This window comes from Wolbachia endosymbiont of Cylisticus convexus (assembly GCF_003344345.1).
In genome coordinates, this window is record NZ_QPIP01000008.1 from 1 (window position 1) to 23227 (window position 23227).

At 34.1% G+C, this 23227-nt stretch carries 17 protein-coding genes and 7 pseudogenes; 14 read left to right on the forward strand and 10 right to left on the reverse strand.

What is annotated here, in order from left to right:
• From Wcon_RS01630 to Wcon_RS12995, 3 genes and pseudogenes are all read right to left on the reverse strand, one after another.
• A pseudogene (locus tag Wcon_RS01630) lies at positions 1–579 on the reverse strand (IS4-like element ISWosp2 family transposase); the annotation flags it as partial.
• A gap of 110 nt (positions 580–689) precedes the next feature.
• Entirely contained in the window at positions 690–929 is a 240-nt protein-coding gene (locus Wcon_RS12990; protein ID WP_114516984.1) for a hypothetical protein, read from the reverse strand.
• Between the two features lie 213 nt (positions 930–1142).
• Complete coding sequence (locus Wcon_RS12995; RefSeq protein WP_179947458.1) at positions 1143–1322, reverse strand: transposase DNA-binding-containing protein; 180 nt, start codon at positions 1320–1322, stop codon at positions 1143–1145.
• An 87-nt stretch (positions 1323–1409) separates the two neighbouring features.
• Here Wcon_RS12995 and Wcon_RS01650 point away from each other — a divergent pair.
• A pseudogene (locus tag Wcon_RS01650) lies at positions 1410–2514 on the forward strand (IS110 family RNA-guided transposase); the annotation flags it as partial.
• A gap of 22 nt (positions 2515–2536) precedes the next feature.
• On the opposite strand, the gene Wcon_RS01655 reads toward Wcon_RS01650, so the two are convergent.
• The 3 genes from Wcon_RS01655 to Wcon_RS01665 all read right to left on the reverse strand — a co-directional run bounded on the left by Wcon_RS01655 (position 2537) and on the right by Wcon_RS01665 (position 3900).
• On the reverse strand, positions 2537–2845 hold the full coding sequence (locus tag Wcon_RS01655; RefSeq protein ID WP_114517009.1) for a septum formation initiator family protein: 309 nt from the start codon (positions 2843–2845) through the stop codon (positions 2537–2539).
• A gap of 38 nt (positions 2846–2883) precedes the next feature.
• Positions 2884–3012, reverse strand: a complete 129-nt coding sequence (gene ykgO, locus Wcon_RS01660) for a type B 50S ribosomal protein L36 (RefSeq protein WP_047758654.1) — start codon at positions 3010–3012, stop codon at positions 2884–2886.
• Positions 3013–3081: 69 nt separating this feature from the next.
• Positions 3082–3900, reverse strand: a complete 819-nt coding sequence (locus tag Wcon_RS01665; RefSeq protein ID WP_114516987.1) for a pyruvate, water dikinase regulatory protein — start codon at positions 3898–3900, stop codon at positions 3082–3084.
• Positions 3901–4026: 126 nt separating this feature from the next.
• On the opposite strand from Wcon_RS01665, the gene ccmC reads away from it, so the two are divergent.
• The 3 genes and pseudogenes from ccmC to Wcon_RS13265 all read left to right on the forward strand — a co-directional run bounded on the left by ccmC (position 4027) and on the right by Wcon_RS13265 (position 7116).
• Positions 4027–4737 (forward strand): heme ABC transporter permease CcmC, encoded by a 711-nt coding sequence (gene ccmC / locus Wcon_RS01670; RefSeq protein ID WP_114516988.1) that lies wholly within the window; start codon positions 4027–4029, stop codon positions 4735–4737.
• A 388-nt stretch (positions 4738–5125) separates the two neighbouring features.
• Positions 5126–5929: pseudogene (locus Wcon_RS01675) on the forward strand (IS982 family transposase).
• Positions 5930–6179: 250 nt separating this feature from the next.
• Positions 6180–7116 (forward strand): annotated as a pseudogene (locus Wcon_RS13265) (IS5 family transposase).
• Positions 7117–7441: 325 nt separating this feature from the next.
• Here Wcon_RS13265 and tyrS read toward each other — a convergent pair.
• A complete protein-coding gene (gene tyrS / locus Wcon_RS01690; protein WP_114516989.1) occupies positions 7442–8692 on the reverse strand; it encodes a tyrosine--tRNA ligase in 1251 nt (416 codons plus the stop codon).
• A 226-nt stretch (positions 8693–8918) separates the two neighbouring features.
• Positions 8919–9236: a ribosome silencing factor gene (gene rsfS / locus Wcon_RS01695; RefSeq protein ID WP_114516990.1), complete on the reverse strand. Its 318-nt coding sequence runs from the start codon at positions 9234–9236 to the stop codon at positions 8919–8921.
• Between the two features lie 183 nt (positions 9237–9419).
• Here rsfS and Wcon_RS13000 point away from each other — a divergent pair.
• The 6 genes and pseudogenes from Wcon_RS13000 to dcd all read left to right on the forward strand — a co-directional run.
• Positions 9420–9603, forward strand: a pseudogene (locus tag Wcon_RS13000) (AAA family ATPase); the annotation flags it as partial.
• A gap of 91 nt (positions 9604–9694) precedes the next feature.
• The gene (locus Wcon_RS01705; RefSeq protein WP_114516991.1) at positions 9695–10183 is read left to right on the forward strand and encodes an RNA pyrophosphohydrolase; all 489 of its coding nucleotides are present in this window, start codon (positions 9695–9697) and stop codon (positions 10181–10183) included.
• Positions 10173–10960 (forward strand): annotated as a pseudogene (locus Wcon_RS01710) (TatD family hydrolase). The gene Wcon_RS01705 and the pseudogene Wcon_RS01710 overlap by 11 nt, the downstream one beginning before the upstream one ends.
• Before the next feature lie 399 nt (positions 10961–11359).
• Positions 11360–11703: pseudogene (locus Wcon_RS01720) on the forward strand (transposase); the annotation flags it as partial.
• A gap of 124 nt (positions 11704–11827) precedes the next feature.
• The gene (locus Wcon_RS01725) at positions 11828–13279 is read left to right on the forward strand and encodes a TrkH family potassium uptake protein (RefSeq protein WP_114516993.1); all 1452 of its coding nucleotides are present in this window, start codon (positions 11828–11830) and stop codon (positions 13277–13279) included.
• Between the two features lie 645 nt (positions 13280–13924).
• Positions 13925–14482 (forward strand): dCTP deaminase, encoded by a 558-nt coding sequence (gene dcd / locus Wcon_RS01735; protein WP_114516995.1) that lies wholly within the window; start codon positions 13925–13927, stop codon positions 14480–14482.
• Positions 14483–14487: 5 nt separating this feature from the next.
• Here dcd and Wcon_RS01740 read toward each other — a convergent pair whose 3' ends face one another.
• Both Wcon_RS01740 and Wcon_RS01745 read right to left on the reverse strand, forming a co-directional pair.
• Complete coding sequence (locus Wcon_RS01740) at positions 14488–15489, reverse strand: hypothetical protein (protein ID WP_114516996.1); 1002 nt, start codon at positions 15487–15489, stop codon at positions 14488–14490.
• Positions 15490–15553: 64 nt separating this feature from the next.
• The gene (locus Wcon_RS01745; RefSeq protein ID WP_114516997.1) at positions 15554–16501 is read right to left on the reverse strand and encodes a hypothetical protein; all 948 of its coding nucleotides are present in this window, start codon (positions 16499–16501) and stop codon (positions 15554–15556) included.
• A gap of 280 nt (positions 16502–16781) precedes the next feature.
• Between Wcon_RS01745 and Wcon_RS11745 the strand changes: the two genes are divergently transcribed.
• The 4 genes from Wcon_RS11745 to Wcon_RS01760 all read left to right on the forward strand — a co-directional run bounded on the left by Wcon_RS11745 (position 16782) and on the right by Wcon_RS01760 (position 23201).
• Entirely contained in the window at positions 16782–17444 is a 663-nt protein-coding gene (locus tag Wcon_RS11745) for an ankyrin repeat domain-containing protein (protein ID WP_237349976.1), read from the forward strand.
• 28 nt (positions 17445–17472) lie between these two features.
• On the forward strand, positions 17473–18018 hold the full coding sequence (locus tag Wcon_RS11750; RefSeq protein WP_237349977.1) for an ankyrin repeat domain-containing protein: 546 nt from the start codon (positions 17473–17475) through the stop codon (positions 18016–18018).
• 384 nt (positions 18019–18402) lie between these two features.
• A complete protein-coding gene (locus tag Wcon_RS01755) occupies positions 18403–19767 on the forward strand; it encodes an AAA family ATPase (protein WP_114516998.1) in 1365 nt (454 codons plus the stop codon).
• 212 nt (positions 19768–19979) lie between these two features.
• Positions 19980–23201, forward strand: a complete 3222-nt coding sequence (locus tag Wcon_RS01760; protein WP_114516999.1) for a glycoside hydrolase/phage tail family protein — start codon at positions 19980–19982, stop codon at positions 23199–23201.
• The last annotated feature ends 26 nt before the right edge of the window (positions 23202–23227 follow it).

Sequence of the window (23227 nt, forward strand, 5' to 3'; positions counted from 1 at the left end):
ATAAGGTAGTACACGGTAATAGTTCTTGCGATTGTTGTAATAAAGAAAATTCTCCATGCAATCACTGTTAGATATCTCATTAGCCTTTCTGCTGTTGCAAGCTTCAATTTTGAGGCCAGATTTTAAAATTTTGTGTAATATCTCTATTTTCCATCTAAGACAATAACTTTTTCAATAGCCTCGTTAAAGCTGTTGACTGGAATAATAGCATCCATTCTAGTGGATCTATTTCAGGCAAAGAGTCTTTTTCAACAACATAGACTGCATACAGTGGAAGATTAGGTAAATTTTCCGTTTTATGCCTAATATTATTTTTAGATAAATTCATCATGAAGCTTCCAAACCTAACCTCTAAATATGCCGTCCTTTTTGGCTTATTATCTTTTGCAGGAATTTCAACTTTTATTATACCTGCACAATTAATAACTTCCCGCAACTTTTGTTCGTTTTTTCTAGGACATCGATATTTTCTATTCTATTTTGGCAAGCTCTTACTAAAACTGCTGAGTTAAGACTATGTGCAACTTCAAATAAATCATACATATCTGCTTCCCTATCGCATACAGTTATAGCTTCCATAGGCGTCAAGTTAAGGAAAAGTAGCATAAGAAAGAAGAGAAGCGGTAAAAATTATTTTAGACATTAAACGATAAAATTAGTAATTTATAGACTCTTAAAAAAAAATTATCTTATTTTAGATCAAGATTTCTTAAAAAATAAATATAACAAATAAACCTTAAATGGTTGCTATATTGGGCGTATTCTCTTAACTTGACGCGTATGGTTATAGCTTCAGTCTGAGATGAATCTAGACTAATGTTTGTTTCTTTTAAAGTTTCTATCCACTTTATACTCTCTTTATCTTCAATATGGACAGTATCGTTTTTCTTAACATGGCTTTTATCTTCTTCAGAAATAGTAGGCCTCAAGTAAACCTTTTATTCCTAGCGCCAAGCCTTCTGTACTCACAGTAAAGGCTGTTTAGGTTTGTCCCTTTTTCTTGAAATATCTCCCAATCCTCTTGTTTTTTTATGGTGAGTATATGAAATGTAATTTGTATCACAAGAACTCTTTTGTGAGCTTTCATTCTTTCAGCTGTTTTAGCAACATGTGAAGCCAAAATCTCACTTTCTTTTACATTCTTATTTTGAAAAAAGCGTTTGCTTCAGACCAACTTTCACATGCCTGATTGATTGAACTTTCAGGCGATTCAGCAAAACTATTTTTAAAAGCCTCTTACTTGATCTTATATCACCAAAATTAACAATTCCAAATTTACTTTCTGCCCATTTACCAGTTGAGGTGCTTATATTTCTTTTCATCATATATTCCATTTTTAGATCATAGATCTATTTATAATAGAAAGTTGAATTAGTAAAATAGCAGCTTTTTCTCCATTTATAGATTTATGGGTAATAGTAAGATTTCAAATACTTGAGTCATACAAATTCGAGGTAAAAATGCACGGCATGTAAACTGGTAGGAAGTCTGACGTTCAAGATTGCCAATGGCTCCAACAACTGCATAGCTACGGACTGCTTCATGGATCATTTAGGCCAGATGTGTGTATTGCGCAGTTACGTGCGGCAACGCAAAAATCTCACTGAAAGTGCATCTACACATATTCTGCATATGCAGAAGGCATTAATTCAAATGAATATACAATTACACAAGGTTATTAGTCATATTACTGGGATAACTGGTATGAAAATCATTGAAGCTATAATTGAAGGCGAAAGAGATTCTGAAAAATTGGCAGAATTCAGGGACGTGCGAATGAAAAATGATCAGTCTACTATTGCAAAAGCGTTAGCTGGTGACTATAGAGAGGAACACTTATTCACGCTAAAGCAAGAATTTGAATTATATAATATTTATCAAGAAAAAATAGCAGAATGTGATAGAAATATTGAAGCCTATTATAAAACGTTTGAAACAAAGTCTTGTGAAAGCAAACAGCTAAGTAAGCAAAAGAATAAAAATAGCAAAAGTAAGCAAAGCTTTGCTTTGTATGAGGAACTGCACCGAATAACTGGTATGGATTTCACTAAAATTCCTGGATTTGATGTATTAAGTATACAAACCATAATTTCAGAAGTTGGTATAAACCATAGTAAATGGCCAACAGAAAAGCACTTTTCGTCGTGGTTGGGACTCAGTCCTACTAATAAAGTTACAGGGGAAAAAGTGTTTAACACAAGAACACGTAAAGTCATCAACCGTGCTGCAAATGCTTTGCGAATAGCTGCTCATTCTGTAGGAAATAGTAAAAGTGCGTTGGGTGCATACTACAGAAGATTGAAAAAACGACTAGGAGCACCAAAAGCAATAACAGCTACTGCAAGAAAAATGGCATGCATATTTTATAGTATGCTCAAATACGGACAGGAATATGTAGAAAAAGGAATGGAATACTATGAAACACGCTATAAAGATAGAACTGTAAAAAATTTGATCAAAAAAGCGAGCGAATTTGGCTACATATTAGTTCAACAAGAAGAGTTAGTTGAGTGAGTTTCTTAGGAGAAGTCTACTTCTATTGTACGTCAAGAACAACCACAAGTTCATTAGGGTTCACATAAACTAAAGCATTTTTTGCTCGCTCATCAAGCAAATCTAAGCTTTCCTCATATAAACCGAATACTTTGTTGTTCAACTTTTCCTTTCCAAAAGAGATAACCTTTAGCAAAAGTTTATTGTAATTGATTTCTTTTTTAAAGTGGATTAATGTTAACAAGCCATGTTTGCCTGTAATCGTGCTAATACTAAAATATAATGTAAGAGAAGAAATGAGCAAGGCTATACTCAAGTATAACAACTTTTCTTTCTTTCTAGATACAACCACCATGGTTCCATATATGATATGAGAAGGTGAATAAAAAGCTAAGAACCTTGACGCGCTTTACATCTTGGCTTTACCTTATTTATAACGTAAATCTTACCATCCCTTTTCACAACTTTACAATTTTTATCTCTATTGCGATAAGATTTTAGCGACGCTTTAACTTTCATATCTATATTAAGAACTAAATTACCCTACATTATGATTATTTATAGAAAGTTAGTCAATTGGTAAATTTTTCACATTTTATTAAAATATTGTATAATTGTTGCTGATACTTCCTCGATTGATTTACGCGTAACATCAATAATTGGCCAATTATTCTGCTTAAAGAGTTCCTCTGCTTCTTTAATTTCCTTTTCTACTTTTCTAGGATCAGCATATATATTATTATCTTTGTTATTAATTGAAGTAAGTCTATTTTTGCGTATTTCTACTAGTCTACTTGGGTTTATTGTTACTCCTATCGCCAGCTTATTTTTTAAATTTGCCGAATCGACATAAAAGGGTACTTCACTAATAAAAGGAACATTTGCAACCTTGTAGCCTCGATAAGCTAAATACATACTAGTGGGAGATTTTGATGTGCGTGAAACTCCAACCAAAATTATATCTGCTTTATAAATATCTTGAATATTTTGTCCATCATCATGATTAATTGTGTAATTTATTGCGTCAATGCGCTGAAAATATTCGTTGTTTATCTCAGTATGCAAGTCAAGCTTTTCGTCTTTTTCAATTTCAAGATAGGATGAAATTTCCTTAATAATATGTGATAATATTGCTCTGTAGGGAATTTTCAGCTTTATACAGTTATCTTTTAGATATTTTCTTAGCTCATCATCAGTAATGGTGCATATAACAAAATTATGCTCATCACTTTTTCTATTAATTTCCTCCAGAATTTTGTCAATCTGCTCTTCTCCTTTTACGAAAGACCAAACATATTCGATCGTTTCTACAGAACGAAAGTGTTTCAGGGCTGATTTTGCAACTGATATAACAGTTTCACCACTTGAATCTGATACTAAGTGTAGATTAAGCTTTTTAAGGGTCATATGGCAAATAGGCAACCTGCTCTGAAATTATGCTAATTTATTGACCTACGTAAATATAGAAAAACTATCTTGTTGATAAAAGTCAAACTAATTGGTAAATTCTTAACACAATTATCCTCAAAACAAATGTTTTTATTAAAGCCTACAAATTTCTCTTCTTTCTCTAAAAAAGCACTACCTTGGCTTGGGGTTATTTGTTTCGCATGTTTTTTAATTGGAATGTTTTTGGCGTTATTTTTTTCCCCAGAGGATTATAAACAAGGAAAAATTGTACGAATTATGTACATTCATGTGCCTTCTGCATGGCTTGCTCTTGGAATATATGGACTCATTGCATCACTCAGTTTCATTTCATTGGTGTGGAACAATAGCATTGCTAGTGTCCTGGCACATGCTGCTGCTCCTGCAGGGACAGTCTTTTCGGCAATATGTTTAATCACAGGCAGCATTTGGGGAAAAGGAACTTGGGGCACTTGGTGGGTATGGGATGCAAGGCTTACTTCAATGCTGATTTTATTTTTCCTATATGTTGGCTACCTTTCATTGTGGAGCGCTTTTGACAATAAAGCAAGGGCAGAAAAATCAGCAGCAGTATTTGCCATTTTTAGTGCTATAAATATTCCCATAGTAAAATTTTCTGTGAATTTATGGTCTACTCTTCATCAGCCAGCAAGTATTCTAAGAAGAGGTGGAGTAGCAATAGAAAGTTCTTTACTGTTGCCACTCATTGTAATGTTTATGTTTTATGCCACATTTTTTTTAGTAGTGTGGATACTGTACTCACTTTACTTAATTAATTTGTACAAAATAAAAAGAGAAATCAGTATGCGGTATTAGATAATCTTGCAACTCTATGGAAGAATATGCTAGAGAAAATTAAGCAAAATACCTTTGGTCATTTCAGATACCCATACGCGTCAAGTTAAGGAAAAGTGGCATAAGAAAGAAGAGAAGCGGTAAAAATTATTTTAGATATTAAACGATAAAATTAGTAATTTATAGACTCTTTTAAAAAAATTATCTTATTTTAGATCAAGATTTCTTAAAAAATAAATATAATAAATAAACCTTAAATGGTTGCTATAGGCGTATTCTCTTAACTTGACACGTATGGTAGCTCTAACCCCAACTATGGATTAAAAAATAGATAAAAGTACAGCTAAGAAGAGGAAAATAGGGTACTCCAGTATTTTAGCGATAATAAAGAGGTCATCCATGAAGAAAGATATTACAGTGTTGCGTCGAGGATTTTTGTCGCATAGTCGATGAGAACTTTGCCAATATGCTCCTATTAAACAGCAGAAAACCCACTAGAATACCAGGAATTACCACTCCAGAAATCCTCACCATAATTCTATAATCCCCTTGCAAAAATTTCAAAGCTTTTACCTACTTTATCTGCCACTTTACAAATCAGAGTTTCCCCAATTGCCAACATATGACCGGTTTATCGCTCTTAAATCACGGGTTATTATGGATTACTTTTACAATGGTTCTGCGAACAAGCGAAAATCTTCCTACATCGATACTTCTACAATCGCTGTTTGCCACAAAAAAAGGATCTCCAGGTTTTGACGGTTTGGCAGAAATTAGTAAGAGCACGTACGGTTGGTTTTTCGGCTTTAAATTGCACTTAGTGATCAACGAAATTGGAGAAATTCAAACCTAACCAAAGGTAACGTTGACGATAGAAAACCTGTGCCAACTCTAACCAAAAAACTGACCGGACTTTTGTTTGGAGATAAGGGCTATATAAAGAATTTGAGAAACTCTTCAATAGAAGCCTAAAACTCGTCACTAAAGTGAAGAAAGGTATGAAAAACGCACTGATTTCGCTGAAAGAGAAGATTTTGCTAAGAAAAAGATCGATTGTTGAGACGGTTTTTGATTCCTTGAAAAACAAGTTTGAGATTGAGCATACAAGACACAGATCACCAATAAATTTCCTAATTCATGTTTTTCTGTCTTGATTTCCTATTCCATGCAGTCGAAAAAGCCCTCTATTTCTACTCCTTTCTTTGCTAGCTAATCCATAGTTGGGGTCTCTAGGGTCGCAGCTGTACGGACATTATGATTTAAGCATATCAGATCTCAGTGCTCAGACACTAGCTGAGTTGGTGAATGTAAAAGTAGCTAATTTTTTGTGTTAAAATGCAGCGTTTTTGATGGTGATGGAAAAATGAATCCCAGTGTCAAGCAGGCTTTGTTGCATAGCAGCAGAAAAACTAGTGATTACTGACAAAATTCATTATAAAATGACAAACTGATTAAGGATAAATATGTCACAAGAAATGAGAGTCAGTAACCAAGGTGAATATAACAAATTTCTCCAAGAGAGGGGAAATATTTTTTGTTATATCAATGATGCTATAGAAAATTGGTACGAAAATAGCCCAAAAGTGTCCGGTGGAAACAATATTTACAGCGATAAAGTTGTGATTTTGGTTCACATAATAACTTATCTATTTAGGATTGGTATGAGGCAAACAGTGGGATTTATAGCAGGATACCTCGAGCAAATAAGAAAAAGTTTACAAGTTATCAGCTATTCGCAGGCTTCAAGAAGATTTAGAAAACTTAACATAAAAATTAATGATAATAGAATAGATAAGAGTAATATGGAAAATATCGAAATCGCTATAGATAGCACTGGTATTAGCGTCTATAACACAACTGCTGGTCATAACAAAAAAAATAATGAAATTAGGCAATACAGAGGACGAGAACAAGCAAGAAAAATGCATGTAATGTTAGATATAAGCAGCAAAAAAGTTATGGATTTAAAATACACTGAACTATATTATCCTGACCACTGGATAGCTAGTGATCTATTGAAAGATAACTATGGTAAAATAGGAACGTTATATGCAGATGGTGTATATGCATGATTTACGAGCAATGCTACAAGTTCAGAATAAAAACGAGAATTCCACCAAAAATTGACGCAGTAGAGCACAAAAATTTAAATTATATGGCCGAACGCAATGTTGCAGTTAGGTTATTTGATGGAGATACTGCAGAAAGCAATGGAAAAAAGAGGTAGGGTACAGCAAAAGGTCATACATAGAAGCATTCTTTTCACGATTAAAGCAGATTTTTGGATTTAATTTTCGCAATAAATCTGAGATCAACCGCGAAAAAGAGATGATTGTTAAATGTTATTTACTTAATAAATTTATCGATATTGGAATGCCAAAGTTTCGATTAGTAACATAATTTTGCTTCTTTTATAACCACTACTTTCTTTTAATTCCGCTATGCAACAAAGCCTGTCAAGCACTGGGATGACATCATTTACTACGCAAATTGCCACAATGTTCGTACAGCTACGCACTTTATTTGCACATTAGCCAACTTCCCTGAACAGATACGAAATATGTTTTGTAAATGCTCATTAATTGTTCTAATGCATGATACAAAACGTCAGTCCGTATATCTCCATTTGAAGTTGTATATAATAGAATTTCGCTTTCTAATATCTTTTCAGTTGTTTTATACACAATTTCTCATTTGTATGAAATTTACTTTCTCGCTTCAAAATCTAACCCACCACAACTTTGATATGACGTTTCTTTCCTGCAGATAATTTGATAAATGGCTGACCTTTAAAGCTCTCGAAATTTATTACATGATCAATATTATTTACAACATTATCATTAATCTTGCATCCATTGCCCTGTATTAAACGCTTTGCTGCACTTTTTGAAGGTTCAAAACCGGTGTCATGCAGCAGATCTATCAAGGGTATGCCACTTGCAACTTGTTCTCTTGTGATAGTGTAACCAGAAAGCAATGAACTGTCTTCATTTTCAAAAGCAGAGATTGCAGCAGATCGTGCAAGTTCCGCTTCTTTGCAACCATGACATATTTTTGTCACTTCTGTTGCCAAGACCTTTTTTGCTTCATTTATTTCTTGATCCTTCAAGGACTCTAGTTTTTTAATTTCATCAATTGATAAATCGGTAAAAAGTCTCAAAAAACGACCAACATCTTGATCATCAACATTGCGAAAATATTGCCAGTAGTCATAAGGGTTTAGCATACTGCCATCAAGCCATATAGCTCCACTTTCAGTTTTGCCCATCTTTTTTCCTTGTGCGTTTAATAAAAGAGGCGTGGTAAGACCAAACAGCTCAGATAAATTCAATTTTTTGCCAAGTTCAATTCCGTTTACTATATTTCCCCATTGGTCTGACCCTCCAATCTGGAGACGACAGCCATACTTTTTATTCAACTCGACAAAATCATAGGCTTGTAACAACATGTAGTTAAACTCGATAAAGCTTAAATTTTGCTCTCTATCGAGCCTAATTTTTACACTGTCAAAACTTAGCATACGATTTATAGAAAAATGTGCTCCTATATCACGCAAAAAGTCTATGTATTTTATGTTATCTAGCCAATCTGCGTTGTTTACTATGATTGCACCGGTCTTTCCATCATTGAAAGATATCATTTTCTCGAGTGTTTTCCTTATACCTAGTATATTTTGATTGATATCTTCTATAGGCAAGACGCTTCTTGCTTTGTCTTTGCCAGAAGGGTCACCAATTTTTGTTGTGCCACCTCCAAGTAGAACTATTGGCTTATAACCAAATTTTTGTAGGTGGCGGAGCATCATAATTTGAATGAGACTACCAATATGCAGACTTGGTGCAGTACAATCAAACCCAATGTATACAATTATATAATTATCTTGTGATAATAGCTGGTCTAACCCTTCGATGTTTGTACATTGATATAGGTATCCTCTTTCTTGAATGAAGTTTAAAAATTCGGACTTGTGTTTCATAATATGTTATTTTGTGTGTAAACGGTGTTGTTAACGATGGCGTCATTCCAGTGCTTGACACTGGAATCCAGTTTATTATGAAATTTCATCAAAAACGTTGTATAGTGTGCTCGTTTATAATTAATTTTTCTGGATTCCAGTGTCAAGCACTGGAATGACGCCTTTTCTTGAGAAGCTATCCTAAAGGTGCAATACTTATACAGTTGTACTTGAATGGCCAAGACAATCAGCCCCATAACTCTTCTATTTTATAATACTCCCTTACTTCTGGCCTGAATATGTGAACCATTATGCCTTGAAAATTCACAATCACCCAATTACCTTCATCCATACCTTCTACATCTATTTTATCATATTGCTTAAGATTTTCCATTACGTGCTCAGCTAACGCTTTCACATGGCGGCTCGAATCACCAGATGCAATGATCATATATTTTGCAATGACGGTTTTATTCTGCACATCAAAAGTAACTATATCGTGACCTTTGTTTTGATCTATTACATCTACAATCGTACTTTTTATTGATTCTGTATCACCAGTCATTATTCTAAACCATATAATTTATTTATGATTATACACTCAAAACTTCTGAATATGAACTATTTTTGATATGCTTTTAGCATAACGTTTATAATACATATTCTTTTATTTGTAATGCATGATAGTTTTCTGATGATATGATCATTTACTTAATCAGGTAGTGGCAAACTTACGATTGCAAAAGAGATGTGTAATATTATTGATGGGGTAATAGTAGAAAATAACCTGTTTAATAATATCATATTTGATATGATTGACTTCAGAAACGCTGAGGTTACAAGTGAAATATGGGAAAAAATTTTTGTGATTAGAGAGAATATGTTAGCAATATTGGAAAAATACCATAAAGCATTATATATTTACAAATGAAAGGAAGTTGCAAAAAAAATTGTTGAAAGAATAAATGGTACATAAAGTAGTTGGAGCTTCTATGACAGATAATTTAGTAACAGAGAGTATTTGTGATTAGGCAAGAGAAAAAGTATCGCCCTTGTGTTGGCATAATGCTATTTAATAAACAGGGGAATGTTTTTATTGGAAAACGCTTTGATAGTGACTCTTATTGGCAGATGCCACAAGGGGGAATTGACGATGGTGAAGAGCTAAAGCAGGCAGCACTACGTGAGCTATTGGAGGAAGTTGGTACTGATAAAGTAGAAGTTGTGACTAAAAATAAAGAGTGGATACACTACAACTTACCTGAGGAAGTTATACCAACATGCTGGAATGGGAGATATTTTGGCCAAAAGCAAAGGTGGTTCTTAATGAAATTTTATGGGGAGGATAAGGATATTAATATTAACTATACTGATCATCCAGAGTTCAAGGAGTGGCGTTGGCAAAATGTGGATGATTTGGTAGCCAGTGCCATACCGTTCAAAAAAGAAGTTTATAAAACAGTGATAGAAGAGTTTTCTTCTATCATAAAAGGATCTATTTATGATAGTTGATTCTCATTGTCATCTACTTTATTTTTCTAATGATGAAATACCGAAAGTAATTTCAAGGGCAGAACAAAATGGTGTGAGAATTTTGCATAACATATGCATAAGCGTTGATGATATCCCTAAATTATTAAAAATCTCTTCATCCTATGATCAAGTCTACTACTCTGTTGGTATACATCCGCTTGATGCTACTGTGGAAAAAGGTGAGTGTATACATGTTGATGAATTGATGGAGTTTACTAAGGATCAAAAGGTAATTAGTATCGGTGAAACCGGATTAGATTTTTATAAATCTGATAACAAAAGCAATCAAAAGAAAAGTTTTGCATCACACATAGAAGCGGCAAGAGTAACAGGATTACCCTTAGTTATTCACACTAGAAGTGCTGATAGCGAGATGATTGATATGTTAAATTCAGAGATGAAGAATGACGCTTTTAATGGAGTAATGCACTGCTTTGCTTCCTCTAAAGAGCTTGCTTATAAAGCTATGGATTTAGAATTGTACATCTCATTTTCTGGAATTATCACTTTTAAAAATGCGAGCTTACTCAGAGAAATTGCACAAAATGTACCACGTGAGCGTGTTTTAGTTGAAACTGATGCACCTTACCTGTCACCTGAGCCTTATAGAGGAAAAAAAATGAACCGGCAATGGTAAAATATGTTGTGAGTTGTTTGGCAGAGCTGTGGAATGAGTCACCGGATGAAGTAGCAGAGGTAACCACTAATAACTTTTTTAGGCTATTTACAAAGCTGATCTATAAGAAAATTTCATAAACTCTCTTTTGCCGCTTGATTTTCGTTATAAATTAAGCTGATATTGAAGATTTTTTCAGCTTTTATAACTATAATCCATAAGCTTACACCTAAGATCGAAAAAAGCACAGAAAAATGAGTATTGCTAAAATTAAAATGTTCAAAAAACCTAGTATATAGATTAATTATAAAAAAAATTACGCCGATGTTGCACATAACAGAATCATTATGCTTTATTCCATAATAAATTGCTCTAAGAGATGCTGCAGTAAAAATTAGTACATAAGCCAGCAGCTCAAGGTTGGTAGGCTTGTTTAACGCATCTGATATGTCACAATCGCAGATTAATGGATAGTTACCAGATATTGATATAAACCATAATGAAATAAAAAGATGTAATAAGCCAGTATGGATATTGCGCAGCGGTTTTATGCCCTAAAATCTGGCAAGAAAACTCAGCATGATTGCAGCCTTAAAAGGCAGAAAAATAGTTGTTCCGTTAACATTTGAAGGCCACTGTAATATGTTAATAAATGGTTTGAGCAATTTCTGACACTGATCTGGACAAACTTTGATAATGCTACTTTTCATAAATCTAATAAGATTACTGAACTTGCTAAAGGAGTTGGTGCAGAAATTTTATATCTACCGCCTTATTCTCCCGATTTTAACAAAATTGAGCATCATTGGTTTGCTATAAAAAACAGAGCTAGGAAAAACATCCCTCTATTTTTCGTCATGCTGTTGATTCTGCTTTTCTATAAGCTTTTCGGACTATTATGAAAAGAGCTATAAATTTAGTTACTGTAGATACGCATATTAAGTCAAAAGAAAAAATTAGCAAAGCGGTTGAAATTTAAATAATATATAGCTTTCGCGGTACTATCTATGGAAAATCTGCAAACTTTACGTTCAATTGCGTTTATTGTGGGAATTTTCCTATTGTTGTTTGGCTTAGCAATGCTTATTCCTGCTATTACTAATAGTTATCTAGGTTACGAATGGAAAAATTTTCTGGTTGGATTTATAGTTACCTGTACATTTAGTGCAATTTTTATTTTACTGGGTAAGCTAAATAAGTTACATGGAATGCCAGCAATTTTTGCGATTACCAGTTGTACCTGGATTGTATTATCTCTATTTGCAGCTATTCCATTCTATCTTGATAGTCTAAGCTACATCGATGCACTATTTGAAGCAGTATCTGGGATTACAACCACAGGAGCAACTGTGCTCAGTGACATTGAACAACAATCTCCGGGAATATTGCTATGGAGAGCAATGCTGCATGGTATAGGAGGATTTGGAGTAATTACTATAGGAATTGCAGCTTTTCCCATGTTTAAGGTTTTGAGCTTAAATAATTTACTCTATTCTGAATATTCAGATGCTATCAAAAGAAGGTTGCCACATACGCGAAGCGTAGTGATACATATTGCAGAAATATATTATGGCTTAATTTTATTGTGCATATTTTCCTATTATCTAGCTGGTATGCCATTATTTGACGCAATATGTCATGGAATGTCCGCTGTATCAACTGGTGGATTTGCTAACTATAACGATTCTATAGGTCACTACAATAACTCTATGTTAGAAGTCATAACAATCATTTTTATGATTTTGGGTTCTCTACCTTTTCTTAGCTATTTAAAAATTATAAGACGATTAGACGTTTACCATGATGAACAGGTCTCTTGCTTTATTAAGATATTGATTATCTCATCTTTGTTTGCTTATTTTTGGTTATATAAAAATTTTAACTTAGGAGCATTTTTATCATTTAGGTACAGCACATTTACCATTACCTCTTTTATCACATCAACCGGTTATGTAATGTGCAATTATGTAGATTGGAGCTTCATTTCAGTCTTAGCTTTCTTTCTAACCTTTATTGGTGGATGTAGTGGTTCTGCCAGTGGTGGAATCAAAATCTTCCGCTTGATCGTTTTTCTAAGGTCTATAAGAAATTACTTTCGCTCTTTATTAAATCCAAGCGCAAATGATAGAGTAAAATTCAATTGTAAAATATTGGAGAATGATGAAGTTCAATCTGTCTTTACGTTTTTTGCAATTTACATATTAACGTTCACTGTATCATCAATAGTGATGTCTTACTTGAGCAATGCGGATTTTGTAACCAGTATTAGCTCAGTTTCTGCGATGCTTACAAATTCTGGTCCAGGATTCAGTAACCTAATAGGTCCTTCAGGTAATTATTCCTCCTTTAGTGGTGGAGTAAAGCTATTTCTATCGTTTTTGATGCTGCTTGGCAGGCTTGAAATATTGCCAATTTATTTTTGTATAGGTAGCTTATTATTACTTAGTAGAAAAAATTAAAGCGAACATCTTGCATAACCGTGTAATTTTTACTGAGAGTCATTTAGGTCTTGACAAACCTCTCTATGACGATTACCTTAACCTTAAGGGTATTTATGACTCAAAACTTGTTTTTGACCTGCAGGCTCAACAACAAAAATTCAGTAAAAAACTTAGGGTACTTATTGGCGGATTACATAAAATTATAGCGGCTGCATGTCTTTTTTATTTTTTCTACATTCAGCCAAATCGCGCTTATTTTAAGCGTTAGCACATTATTACAGCGCCAGTTTAAATTATCATAGGGTCAAAACTCACTACTCAGGGATTTTTTTGCCTTTTTTCTATTTAGTAAATTTATTAATATTTGTAGCTAAAGTAATTTTAGAGACCGAAAATGGTGTCATTCCAGCGTGCGACGCTGGAATCCAGTCTATTTCATCACAAACATTGTTTTTGACATATACTCCTACAATCTTTTGTTCATTACATGATTTGTTATATATGGATCCCAGTGTTAGCTACTTGAATGACACCATTTTTTCTGCTTAGTAAATTTCTTAATATTTTTAATTGCAGTCAAGTAGCTCTACAAAACGCTCTATAGTTTACATTTAAATTTTATTTCATATTATTGTAAGTATTACAAAACTTTAAGGGAAAATTATGGCAGTTATGCCAGATAAATGGATAAGGGACAAAGCTGAAAACTCTGGAATGATAGAGCCTTTTGTGAATCATAAAAGCAGTAAGGGTGTTGTATCTTTCGGATTATCGTCTTATGGATATGATGCAAGAGTAGATAATAAGTTTAAGATTTTTACTAATGTTAATTCAGCTATTGTAGATCCCAAGAATTTTTCTGAGAATAGTTTCATAGATAAGGAAACAGATGTATGTATAATTCCACCAAATAGTTTTGTACTTGCCAGCACAGTGGAATATTTTCGTATACCAAGGAATATACTCGTAATTTGTGTTGGTAAATCAACTTATGCAAGATGTGGTATTATAGTAAACGTCACACCTTTAGAACCTGGATGGGAAGGTCATGTCACACTTGAATTCTCAAACACTACTCCACTTCCTGCAAAAATTTACGCTAATGAAGGTGCATGCCAATTTGTGTTTTTAAGCGGCGAAGGTGAGTGCGAGAAATCATATGATGATATGAAGGGAAAATATATGAACCAACATGGTATCACTTTGCCGTTAGTTAAGTGATTACTTTAGGTAAAGCGTGATATTGTGTTACTGTACTGAAGGTTACAAAAATGCTCTTTTATTAGCTTATCACATTCTTTATCACCTAAAACTGCACGCGCAGAGTGGTTTTTAAATGATTCTATAAAGCTAGTAAAGAAATTTGTAGAAGGATTACTTAAAGCTTCTGCAACTTCTTTTTTTTCTTTGTCATTGGAAAGCTGATTAAATAGTTCTTCTCCCTTTTTTTGCAACTCATTTTCGAATTCCTGCTTTATAGTATCCTTATTCGCTTTTTGCAAAAAGGTAAACTCTTCAAAGATATACAAGGAAGAGATAATACTGTTAAAGGTGCCAGTGAAACATGCGCCTAAACCCCCTCCATACTCTGTTTGTGATTCCACTAGATGCTTAACTAGCTGGTATTTTCTTTGGAATATGCGTGTATCGATACTACCTTTATTTTTATCATTACAAGCTTTCCAAACCAAACTTAAAACTTGCTTTAATGTTAACTCGCTTCCACTATGCGTATCGTGGTGATTTTTTATACGCTTCAAGCATATAAACGCATATTTTTTCTCATCTTCTGTAAGTTGACCTTTATCTGCAGCTTTCTGCGCGTCATTTGCTATGCACTCTAGCTCATTAATAAAATCTTCTATTTCTTTTATAAATCCATCTCCAACATCAGGTTCACCATAATTTTCTCTTAGCTTTTGAACGTTAATACTGATTGCAGTATTAACATCAGTATCATGTGTTGTTTGTGGAATACGTGCTGCCTCCATAAATGCTTCACCTCTTTGCTCTAACCATTCTGGTAATTTGCCTCCTACAAGCTTATATAGCTTACCCAATGCTTGGGCGACTAGAATTAATACTAGGACAAGAATAGTAAATGCTACAAGTAATGCTATAGCTAAACCGATGACAAGCCACCTCACAGGGGCTAGTAAAATATCTCTTGCTTTTTTTAATTTTGACGGTCTTTGTATGTTATCTGGTGTATTTACTACTGCTGGCATAATTAGTTTAAGTTAATATTAATGCTGCTATTGTACTACATTTTCCTTTGTTTGTCAACCAAATCTATTTTTGTTGTGAGCTACCAGGATGCTCTATAGACAATATTCCATGATTGCCAGAGAGCAAAGTGCGTGCTGAGTCACTTTGCATTAGTGCTTGTGTTGCTTCTTGTTGAGTATTTCCTGTACGCATGCTCATGCCAAATTGCAAATCTACACCATTTTTTGGAAGAAGATCGCATTGAAGTCTGAAACCAGTAGCAAAACTTTTTTGTTGGTCACGAAGACCTCCAGTCATGATTCCTTGCATGCTTACACTACAGTCATTTCCAACTGTTCTTATCATTGCTTTACCATCTCGTATACCATCATTGTTTATGTTTTTTGCCGTGACAGTCTGGTCTATAGCTTGCTTACCTTCCACTACTCGATATATTACCTCTACATTTGATTGATTATGTAGTTGACCACTTCTTGTTAATGATTGATATAAATCAGTACCTGATTGATCTTGTTCCACATCGTCCTGTTGTACTAATTTATGAGCTTCTTCTTCAACGCACTTATTGTATTTTTCTATCGTAACTGGACTTGCTGTTTGAGCTTCACCTTTTTCTATGTCTTTTTGACTAAATATATCTTTATTGATAGCTAGAAAAATAAGAAATGGTATCAGTGAAACTGCTAAATTTAATACAATGCACGGAATTAAAATCGCAGCAGCAGCTGTATAGATTAAGATTCTAGCTACGCCTTTTGCTACTTTAGATAATTTAGAATCGTTTTCTTGAGTATTAACAGCATTCAAAAAAAGCATAGTCAAACCAAAAGATAATGCTGTTATCGCAGTGGATACGATAACTGGAATAAGTAAAAAAGCATTGATTAACTTTTTTCCAGAACTAGCCGATTTACCATTCAGCTGTGTAAGATAGTTTTGGCCAGCATTAGTAATCCATTTTACACCAGATAAAACTCTTTCACTATTTTTTTTTGAAAGCTCAAATTTCATTTTCACTACCATTTTTATTTCTAATATTATGTTACAGAATTGATATTATAAGGTCAACATAAATTTTTTACTTCCATGTTTTTCTATTGTTGTTTATAATGACTATAGTTACATCACATATTTCTCTCAATTAAATACATCAATTATTTACTGCAAATTACTGGGTTTTGCATATTATCCTATAGTTTGGTTATAATCTTTTCTCAATCACTCCTAAAAATATATTTACTTTTGTGTGTAATTGTGTAGTAACTGCGTCATAAAGTTATAGGAGGTAACAATGAACTTTAAAAATTTTAGAAAAATATTAAGTGCAATTGATAAGGATACAGGTGTAAATAAAGATAACGTAATTAATAAAATAAAAGAAGTATTACAAAGGGAAGATGCAAACACGTATCAAGAGTGGGAAAATAAAAATTTTAGTATAAATCACATATTTACTCAAAGTGATCCTGATGCCGAATTTACATTATTAATTGCAGCTGCTGCAGCTGGCTATAAGGATTTAGTGAATGTTTTATTAGATAGGCATGCGGATGTTAATGTAGAAGATGAAAATAAGGAGACTGCTTTGCATCATGCCGTTTGTAGTAGATGTGTAGGTGCAGTAAATGCTCTACTAAATAGAGGTGCAGATATTAATGTAAAAGATAGAAGTGGTCAGACTCCTTTGCATTATGCTACTATACATAACTTCATAGATGTAGTAAATACTCTACTAGAAAAAGGTGCGGATGTTAATGTAGAAGATGAAAATAAGGGGACTGCTTTGCATCATGCCGCTCGTAATGGATTTATAGATGCAGTAAATGCTCTACTAAATAAAGGTGCAGATATTAATGTAAAAGATAGCAATGGTCGGGCTCCCTTGCATTATGCTACTATGTATGACCTCGTAGAGGTAATAAATGTTCTACTAAAAAAGAGGTGTATATGTTAATGTAAAAGATGGGAATATTTGTACTCCTTTGCATTATGCTACTGTAAATAACTGTGTAGAGGCAGTAGATGCTCTATTAGCGAAAGGCGCAAGTGTTCATGAAAAAGATAGTTTGCAGAAAACTCCTTTACATTATGCTGCTACAAATGGCTATGTAGAGATAGTAAATGCTCTATTAACTCAAGGTGCAAATGTTTATGAAAAAGATGAGCAGCAAAAGACTCCTTTCTATTATGCCATTATAAATCATCAGGAAGATACGGTAAAGGATATAAAATGGTTTTTGAAAAATAAGGTAGTTGAAGATAGTATGGTTGTTAGTAGTTCAGTTGCAGTGTTAGGGAGTGTTGTATCAGCGACGCTTTTGGTAACCGAGACAGTGGAAAGTACATTAACATCTGTTGCGACAGCAATAGCTATGTTTGTAACAACAGCATTAGCATCTGGTTACGCTAAATATGCAATATCGAAACTTAATGCTGAGATAAAAGAAATAAAAGAGCGACAAAACGTAATAGAAGAGTGGCAAAATGTAGATTTACAAGAAGTGTATATACATAATGTTCTTTCATAAATTTTTACTTCCGCACTTTTTCAGTGTTGCTTATAATAACTATATCTACATAATTTAGTGATGTATTTTTCTTAATTAAAAGCTTCAATTATCTATTTTAAGTTATTGAGTTTCTTGTTATAGTATCTGTCATTTCAGGGTGCTTTTTTTGTCATCCCAGTGTCACGCACTGGGATGACATCATAGGGATACTGGGATGAAGGAAAAAGAACACTGAATTCAAAATACAACGTCGTACATACCATCTGATATTTCTTAATACTGCATAATACCTCAATTATAGATTGATTAAGGACACCTTGAGTTATCTCTTTAGTTAGTCTTGCTTTACTATAAAAAACTTGTACTCTTTAAATCTATTGTTTATAAATTATAAGCTAGAATATGTTTAGTAGAACTAATATACCTTTTCTTATAGCTGGTGCTATTGCTTCTCTTACATTACTTACATCTGGAGTTTTTGCTGTAGCTCCTTATGTCGCATTTTTATCTTCAATTGCAGCTTTAAATGTAGCTCTCCCCGTTATTTTTATTTTATTCGCGCTTTCTGCAGTAGTAATTGCATTTTCATATAAAATGATTAAACAAAATAAAAAATCTCAAGAAAACTCGAAAGCTGAAGTCGAAGAGCTAAATAAAGAGTCAAGGAAAGAAGAAAATACGCTAGCTCCAATCAGAGAAGTATCAGAGGATGAAAAGGCTAAAGAAAATAAAGAGGAGTTTAGTGATCTAGAAAAAAAAGTCTATAGAATTTCAGAGAATTTTGCAACAAAAGATGAAGTGGAGGGGTTAAAAAAAGAGGTTAGTGACCTTTCTACACAGTTAATTAATAGTGCTGCAACAAAAGATGAAGTAGAAGTAAAGCTGAAGATGGAATTTTATGCAAAAGGTGAAGAAAGAGGGTGGAATACAACATTTGGTGATATTATATTACCAAATGATACAAAAGAAAAATTGGAAGAGATTTGTAAGCCGCAAAGCAATTCACAAAGCAGAGGATATCTCTTGTATGGTCCACCAGGGACTGGTAAGACTAGTATTAGTAAGGCAATTGCAAATCAAACTAAATCTCTATCTGCGTTTATATCTATTTCTGCATCTTGTTTGTCTAATAAATCGAATATAGATCAAGTTTTTGAGAAAGCAGAGACAAACAGTCCTTGTCTAATTTTTATAGATGAGATTGACGGAATTGGTAAAAAGCGCACTTCCAGTGAGAATGCAGGACCTTTAACTCATTTACTCACTAAATTGGATAAAGAGTCTTTATCCTCAAAAAATATAACGGTAGTTGCTGCAACTAATCATAAGGATCATTTAGATCCTGCGCTTATTAGGGGTGGTCGCTTGGATATCCATATTGAAATTTCTGCACTAAACAACGATACACGTAGAAAAATACTAAGGGAATACCTGAAATTAAAATCTCAAGACATTGAAACCATTGTAACTAATACTAATGGTTTTTCAGCAGCAAATCTGATTGCTTTAATCGATCATATAAATGAGAATGAGCGAAAAGTAAAAGAAAACGGGCAAAGAAGGATTCCTTTTTCTACTTTATGTAAAAAATTTAAGAGTGAACATAATATTGAAGATAGGCAGAATAAGAAACATAGTAACAGTAAAACTAAAGATGAAAACAATAATACACGAAAGTTTTTGTCTGAAAGCTCATCAGTGAGCTCTTTATTGAGTGATGTTTTTTCTCAAGAAAGTATGCAGCAAATCCACTCACAAGGAGCATGAACTCAAAATTGTTCAGGGTAAAATTTTAAGTGTTTTATCAAAATAGCTTGATAAAACGCAAAACTCATACACGCTAACCCAAACCTCACCAACCACTGCTATGACACCGTCATAAAGGAACTAGTATCTGCTACTGGGATGACAGGGAAGGATGCCATTCGCTGATCTTACAGCTCAGCAATTTCAAAAAATCTATCAAAAAGGAGAATATTATGTCCACAATAGTTTTATCATCGATTTTTAGTCAAGCCGGTAGTGTTTTTGGTCCAATTGGCCAAATTATCGGTTCGGAACTTGGTGCTCTTCTTGGTGCGCAGCTGGGTAATGCAATATTTGATCTTGATGCCGAACAAAAGGTGACACATGGGGCGAGACTAAAAAATCTGCAAGTTCAAACCTCAACCTACGGCAGAACGATCCCAATTATCTATGGCACTGCTCGCGTTGCAGGAAACATTATTTGGGCACAGCCAATCAAAGAAGAATCAATAACCACCAAAGTTGGAAGGGGTATAAATGTTGCGTACAACTACTATGCAACGCTTGCAATTGCAATCTGCAAAGGGGAAGTAGAAAAATTAAATCGAATCTGGGCAGATACAAAATCACTTAGTTTTGATGAAATAGATTATACTTTTTACCACGGCAGAGAAGACCAAAATCCTGATCCATTCATATCTTCTATTGAGGGAGAAAAAAACGTGCCGGCTTATAGAGGAATATCTTATATAGTAATCAAAAATTTTCCTTTGCTAGACTATAACAATCGTGTTCCAGTTTTTACATTTGAAGTGCAAACTGCACTGAAGCCCAGTGGGTTTTCAATAGCGGAAAATATTGCGAATATCAATATCATACCAGGTTCAGGTGAATTTGTGTATGATACGAAAATACAGAAGAAAATTGCGCGAGAAAAAATAAGCAGTAGCCAATATATTCCATACGGACTTGCACAAAGAGTAAATCACAATAATCACACAAAAAAGAGCGATGCAATGCTTTCTTTGGATCAATTGAAAGAAGGTTTGCCAAATGTTGAGTGGGCATCGGTAGTGGTTAATTGGTTTGCAAGTAGTTTAAATATCAAAGATTGTAAAATATATCCTGCAGTTGAATTTCAAGACGATTCTGCGATAGTGCCTGATGATTGGCAAGTGGGAAATATTACCAGAGGTAATGCGCAGCTTATTTCAAGGGATGATAATGGCAATCCAAGATATGGCGGCACAGTTAGTGATGCAGCGCTAATAAGATATATAGAAGAGCTGCATAGCAGAGGTTATAAGGTAATGCTCTACCCAATGTTCTTGCTTGACACAGAAAACAAAGAGTGGCGAGGAAAATTGAGCGGGCCCCCTGAAGATATAAGTGATTTTTTTGAGAATCAGTACAATAAATTCATAGAACATTATGCGATCATTGCCAAAAGGACTAAAGTAGAAGGGTTTATCATTGGTTCTGAGTTTGCTCAGCTTACAAAAGTAAAAGATGCTCAAGGTAATTATTCCGCAGTGGCAGAGCTAGTTAAACTTGCAAAGCGAATAAAACTTCAGCTTGGGAAAGAAGTAACTGTAACTTACGCTGCCGATTGGAGCGAGTATCATTCATATGATGGTTGGTATAATATGGATGAACTTTGGTCTTCGGAATTCATCGACGTTGTTGGCATCGATGCTTATTTTCCACTTACCGATGGCGAAGAGCCTCCTTTTAGCTATTCTGCGGAAGATGTAATCGATGGTTGGAGCAGTGGAGTGGGGTATGACTATTTCTATGATTACTCAAAGAATGAACCTGAGAAAATAAAGTATAATGACAGCAGATACGCATGGAAAAACATAGAAAAATGGTGGAATGAAGCTCATGTAAACCCAGATGGCAGTAAAACAAAATGGCAACCAAAGATGAAAAAAATATGGTTTACTGAGTATGGATTCCCCAGTATGAATGGTTGCACTAATGAGCCAAACGTATTTGTTGATAAAGGCAGCATAGAGAGCAAATATCCACGATATTCAAACGGAGAGGTGAGCTTTCTTTCACAAAAAATTGCAATTGAAGGCACACTAAAAAAGTGGCGAAATTCAGAAATGGTGGAAAAAATGTTTCTCTGGGCATGGGATGCAAGGCCATTTCCATATTTTCCCAACTTGTGTGATGTGTGGGCTGACTGCCATAACTGGCAGACCGGGCATTGGACTGAGGGAAAAATTTCACAGCTTAATATTTCCGATATTTTGTCTAATCTATTGCAAAAGGCAGGCTTAAAAAGCGATCAGTTTGATACAAGTGATGTCAAAGGATTGTTGTCTGGGTATGTAATAAACGATCAACAACCTGTACGTTCAATTATTAAAATGCTACAAAGTTGCTATTTTTTTGATGTTGTTGAACAGAATTCTAAACTGAAATTTATTCAAAAGGGCAGGGGAGTTACAACTGAGATATCAGTTGAAGAAACTGTTTTCAATCACAATCCCAGGCTGATACAGCTTAGTCAATTAGATTTAAACAATAGGATTAACATCGTTTATTTTAACCGCAACTTCGGTTATCCAATTGATGTTAAATATTCTGAGCTGCCAAAGCAGGGCAATGCTGCAACGGTTGAAATACCGCTAATTATGGAGGAGGGGGAGGCGCAAAATATAGCTGAAGTTTTACTTTATTCTTCATGGCAAGAGAGAAATATATACAATTTTAAGCTGCCGATAAAATATGCGTGGCTTTTGCCAAGTGATATCATAACAATTTCAGATGGTGAGAAAAAGCATACAGTAAGAATTGTAAAGACGAAATTTGAAAGCATGGCTACTCAAATCATTGCTGTTGGTTACGACAGCTCTATATACAAGCTCTCTTTTCCTTCAACAAGATCACTTATGCTCAAAGAATATCCTCCTTCTCATATCAGTAAAACCATTATAGAAATAATAGATTTACCGTATGTTAAAGACAATATCGCAAATTTTACTTTAATTGGCGAAGAAGAGAATTGGAAAGGAGCAACGCTCTTTATTTCGTACAATGATAAAGATTATAAGCCTATCGCAAGCGCAAACAAACAATCTACTTACGGATATGTAATGGAATCTACCGGTGACGAAATTGTAGTGGTATTACGCTTTGGTGAGCTGGATGTCATTAGTCCAACTGTGTTAGCACTGGTTGGCAAAGAGGTAATAAAGTTCGAAAGTGCCAAGCTTATAGATAAGAATAAATATCAGCTTAGTAGCCTTATTAGAGGGCAAGAAGGCACTAAGAAATATGAACACACTGCAGGTGAAAAATTCATTCTACTTGATGATTCAATAATTTCTTTTGAAGTGCAATCAGGGAGAAAATTTTACCTTAAAGCAGTTACTTATGGCGATTCATTGGATAATACGGAAGCGAAACTATTGATCAAGAACTTCGTTCAATTAGCTAACTAACAGGTATATTGATTTGCATTTTTTTT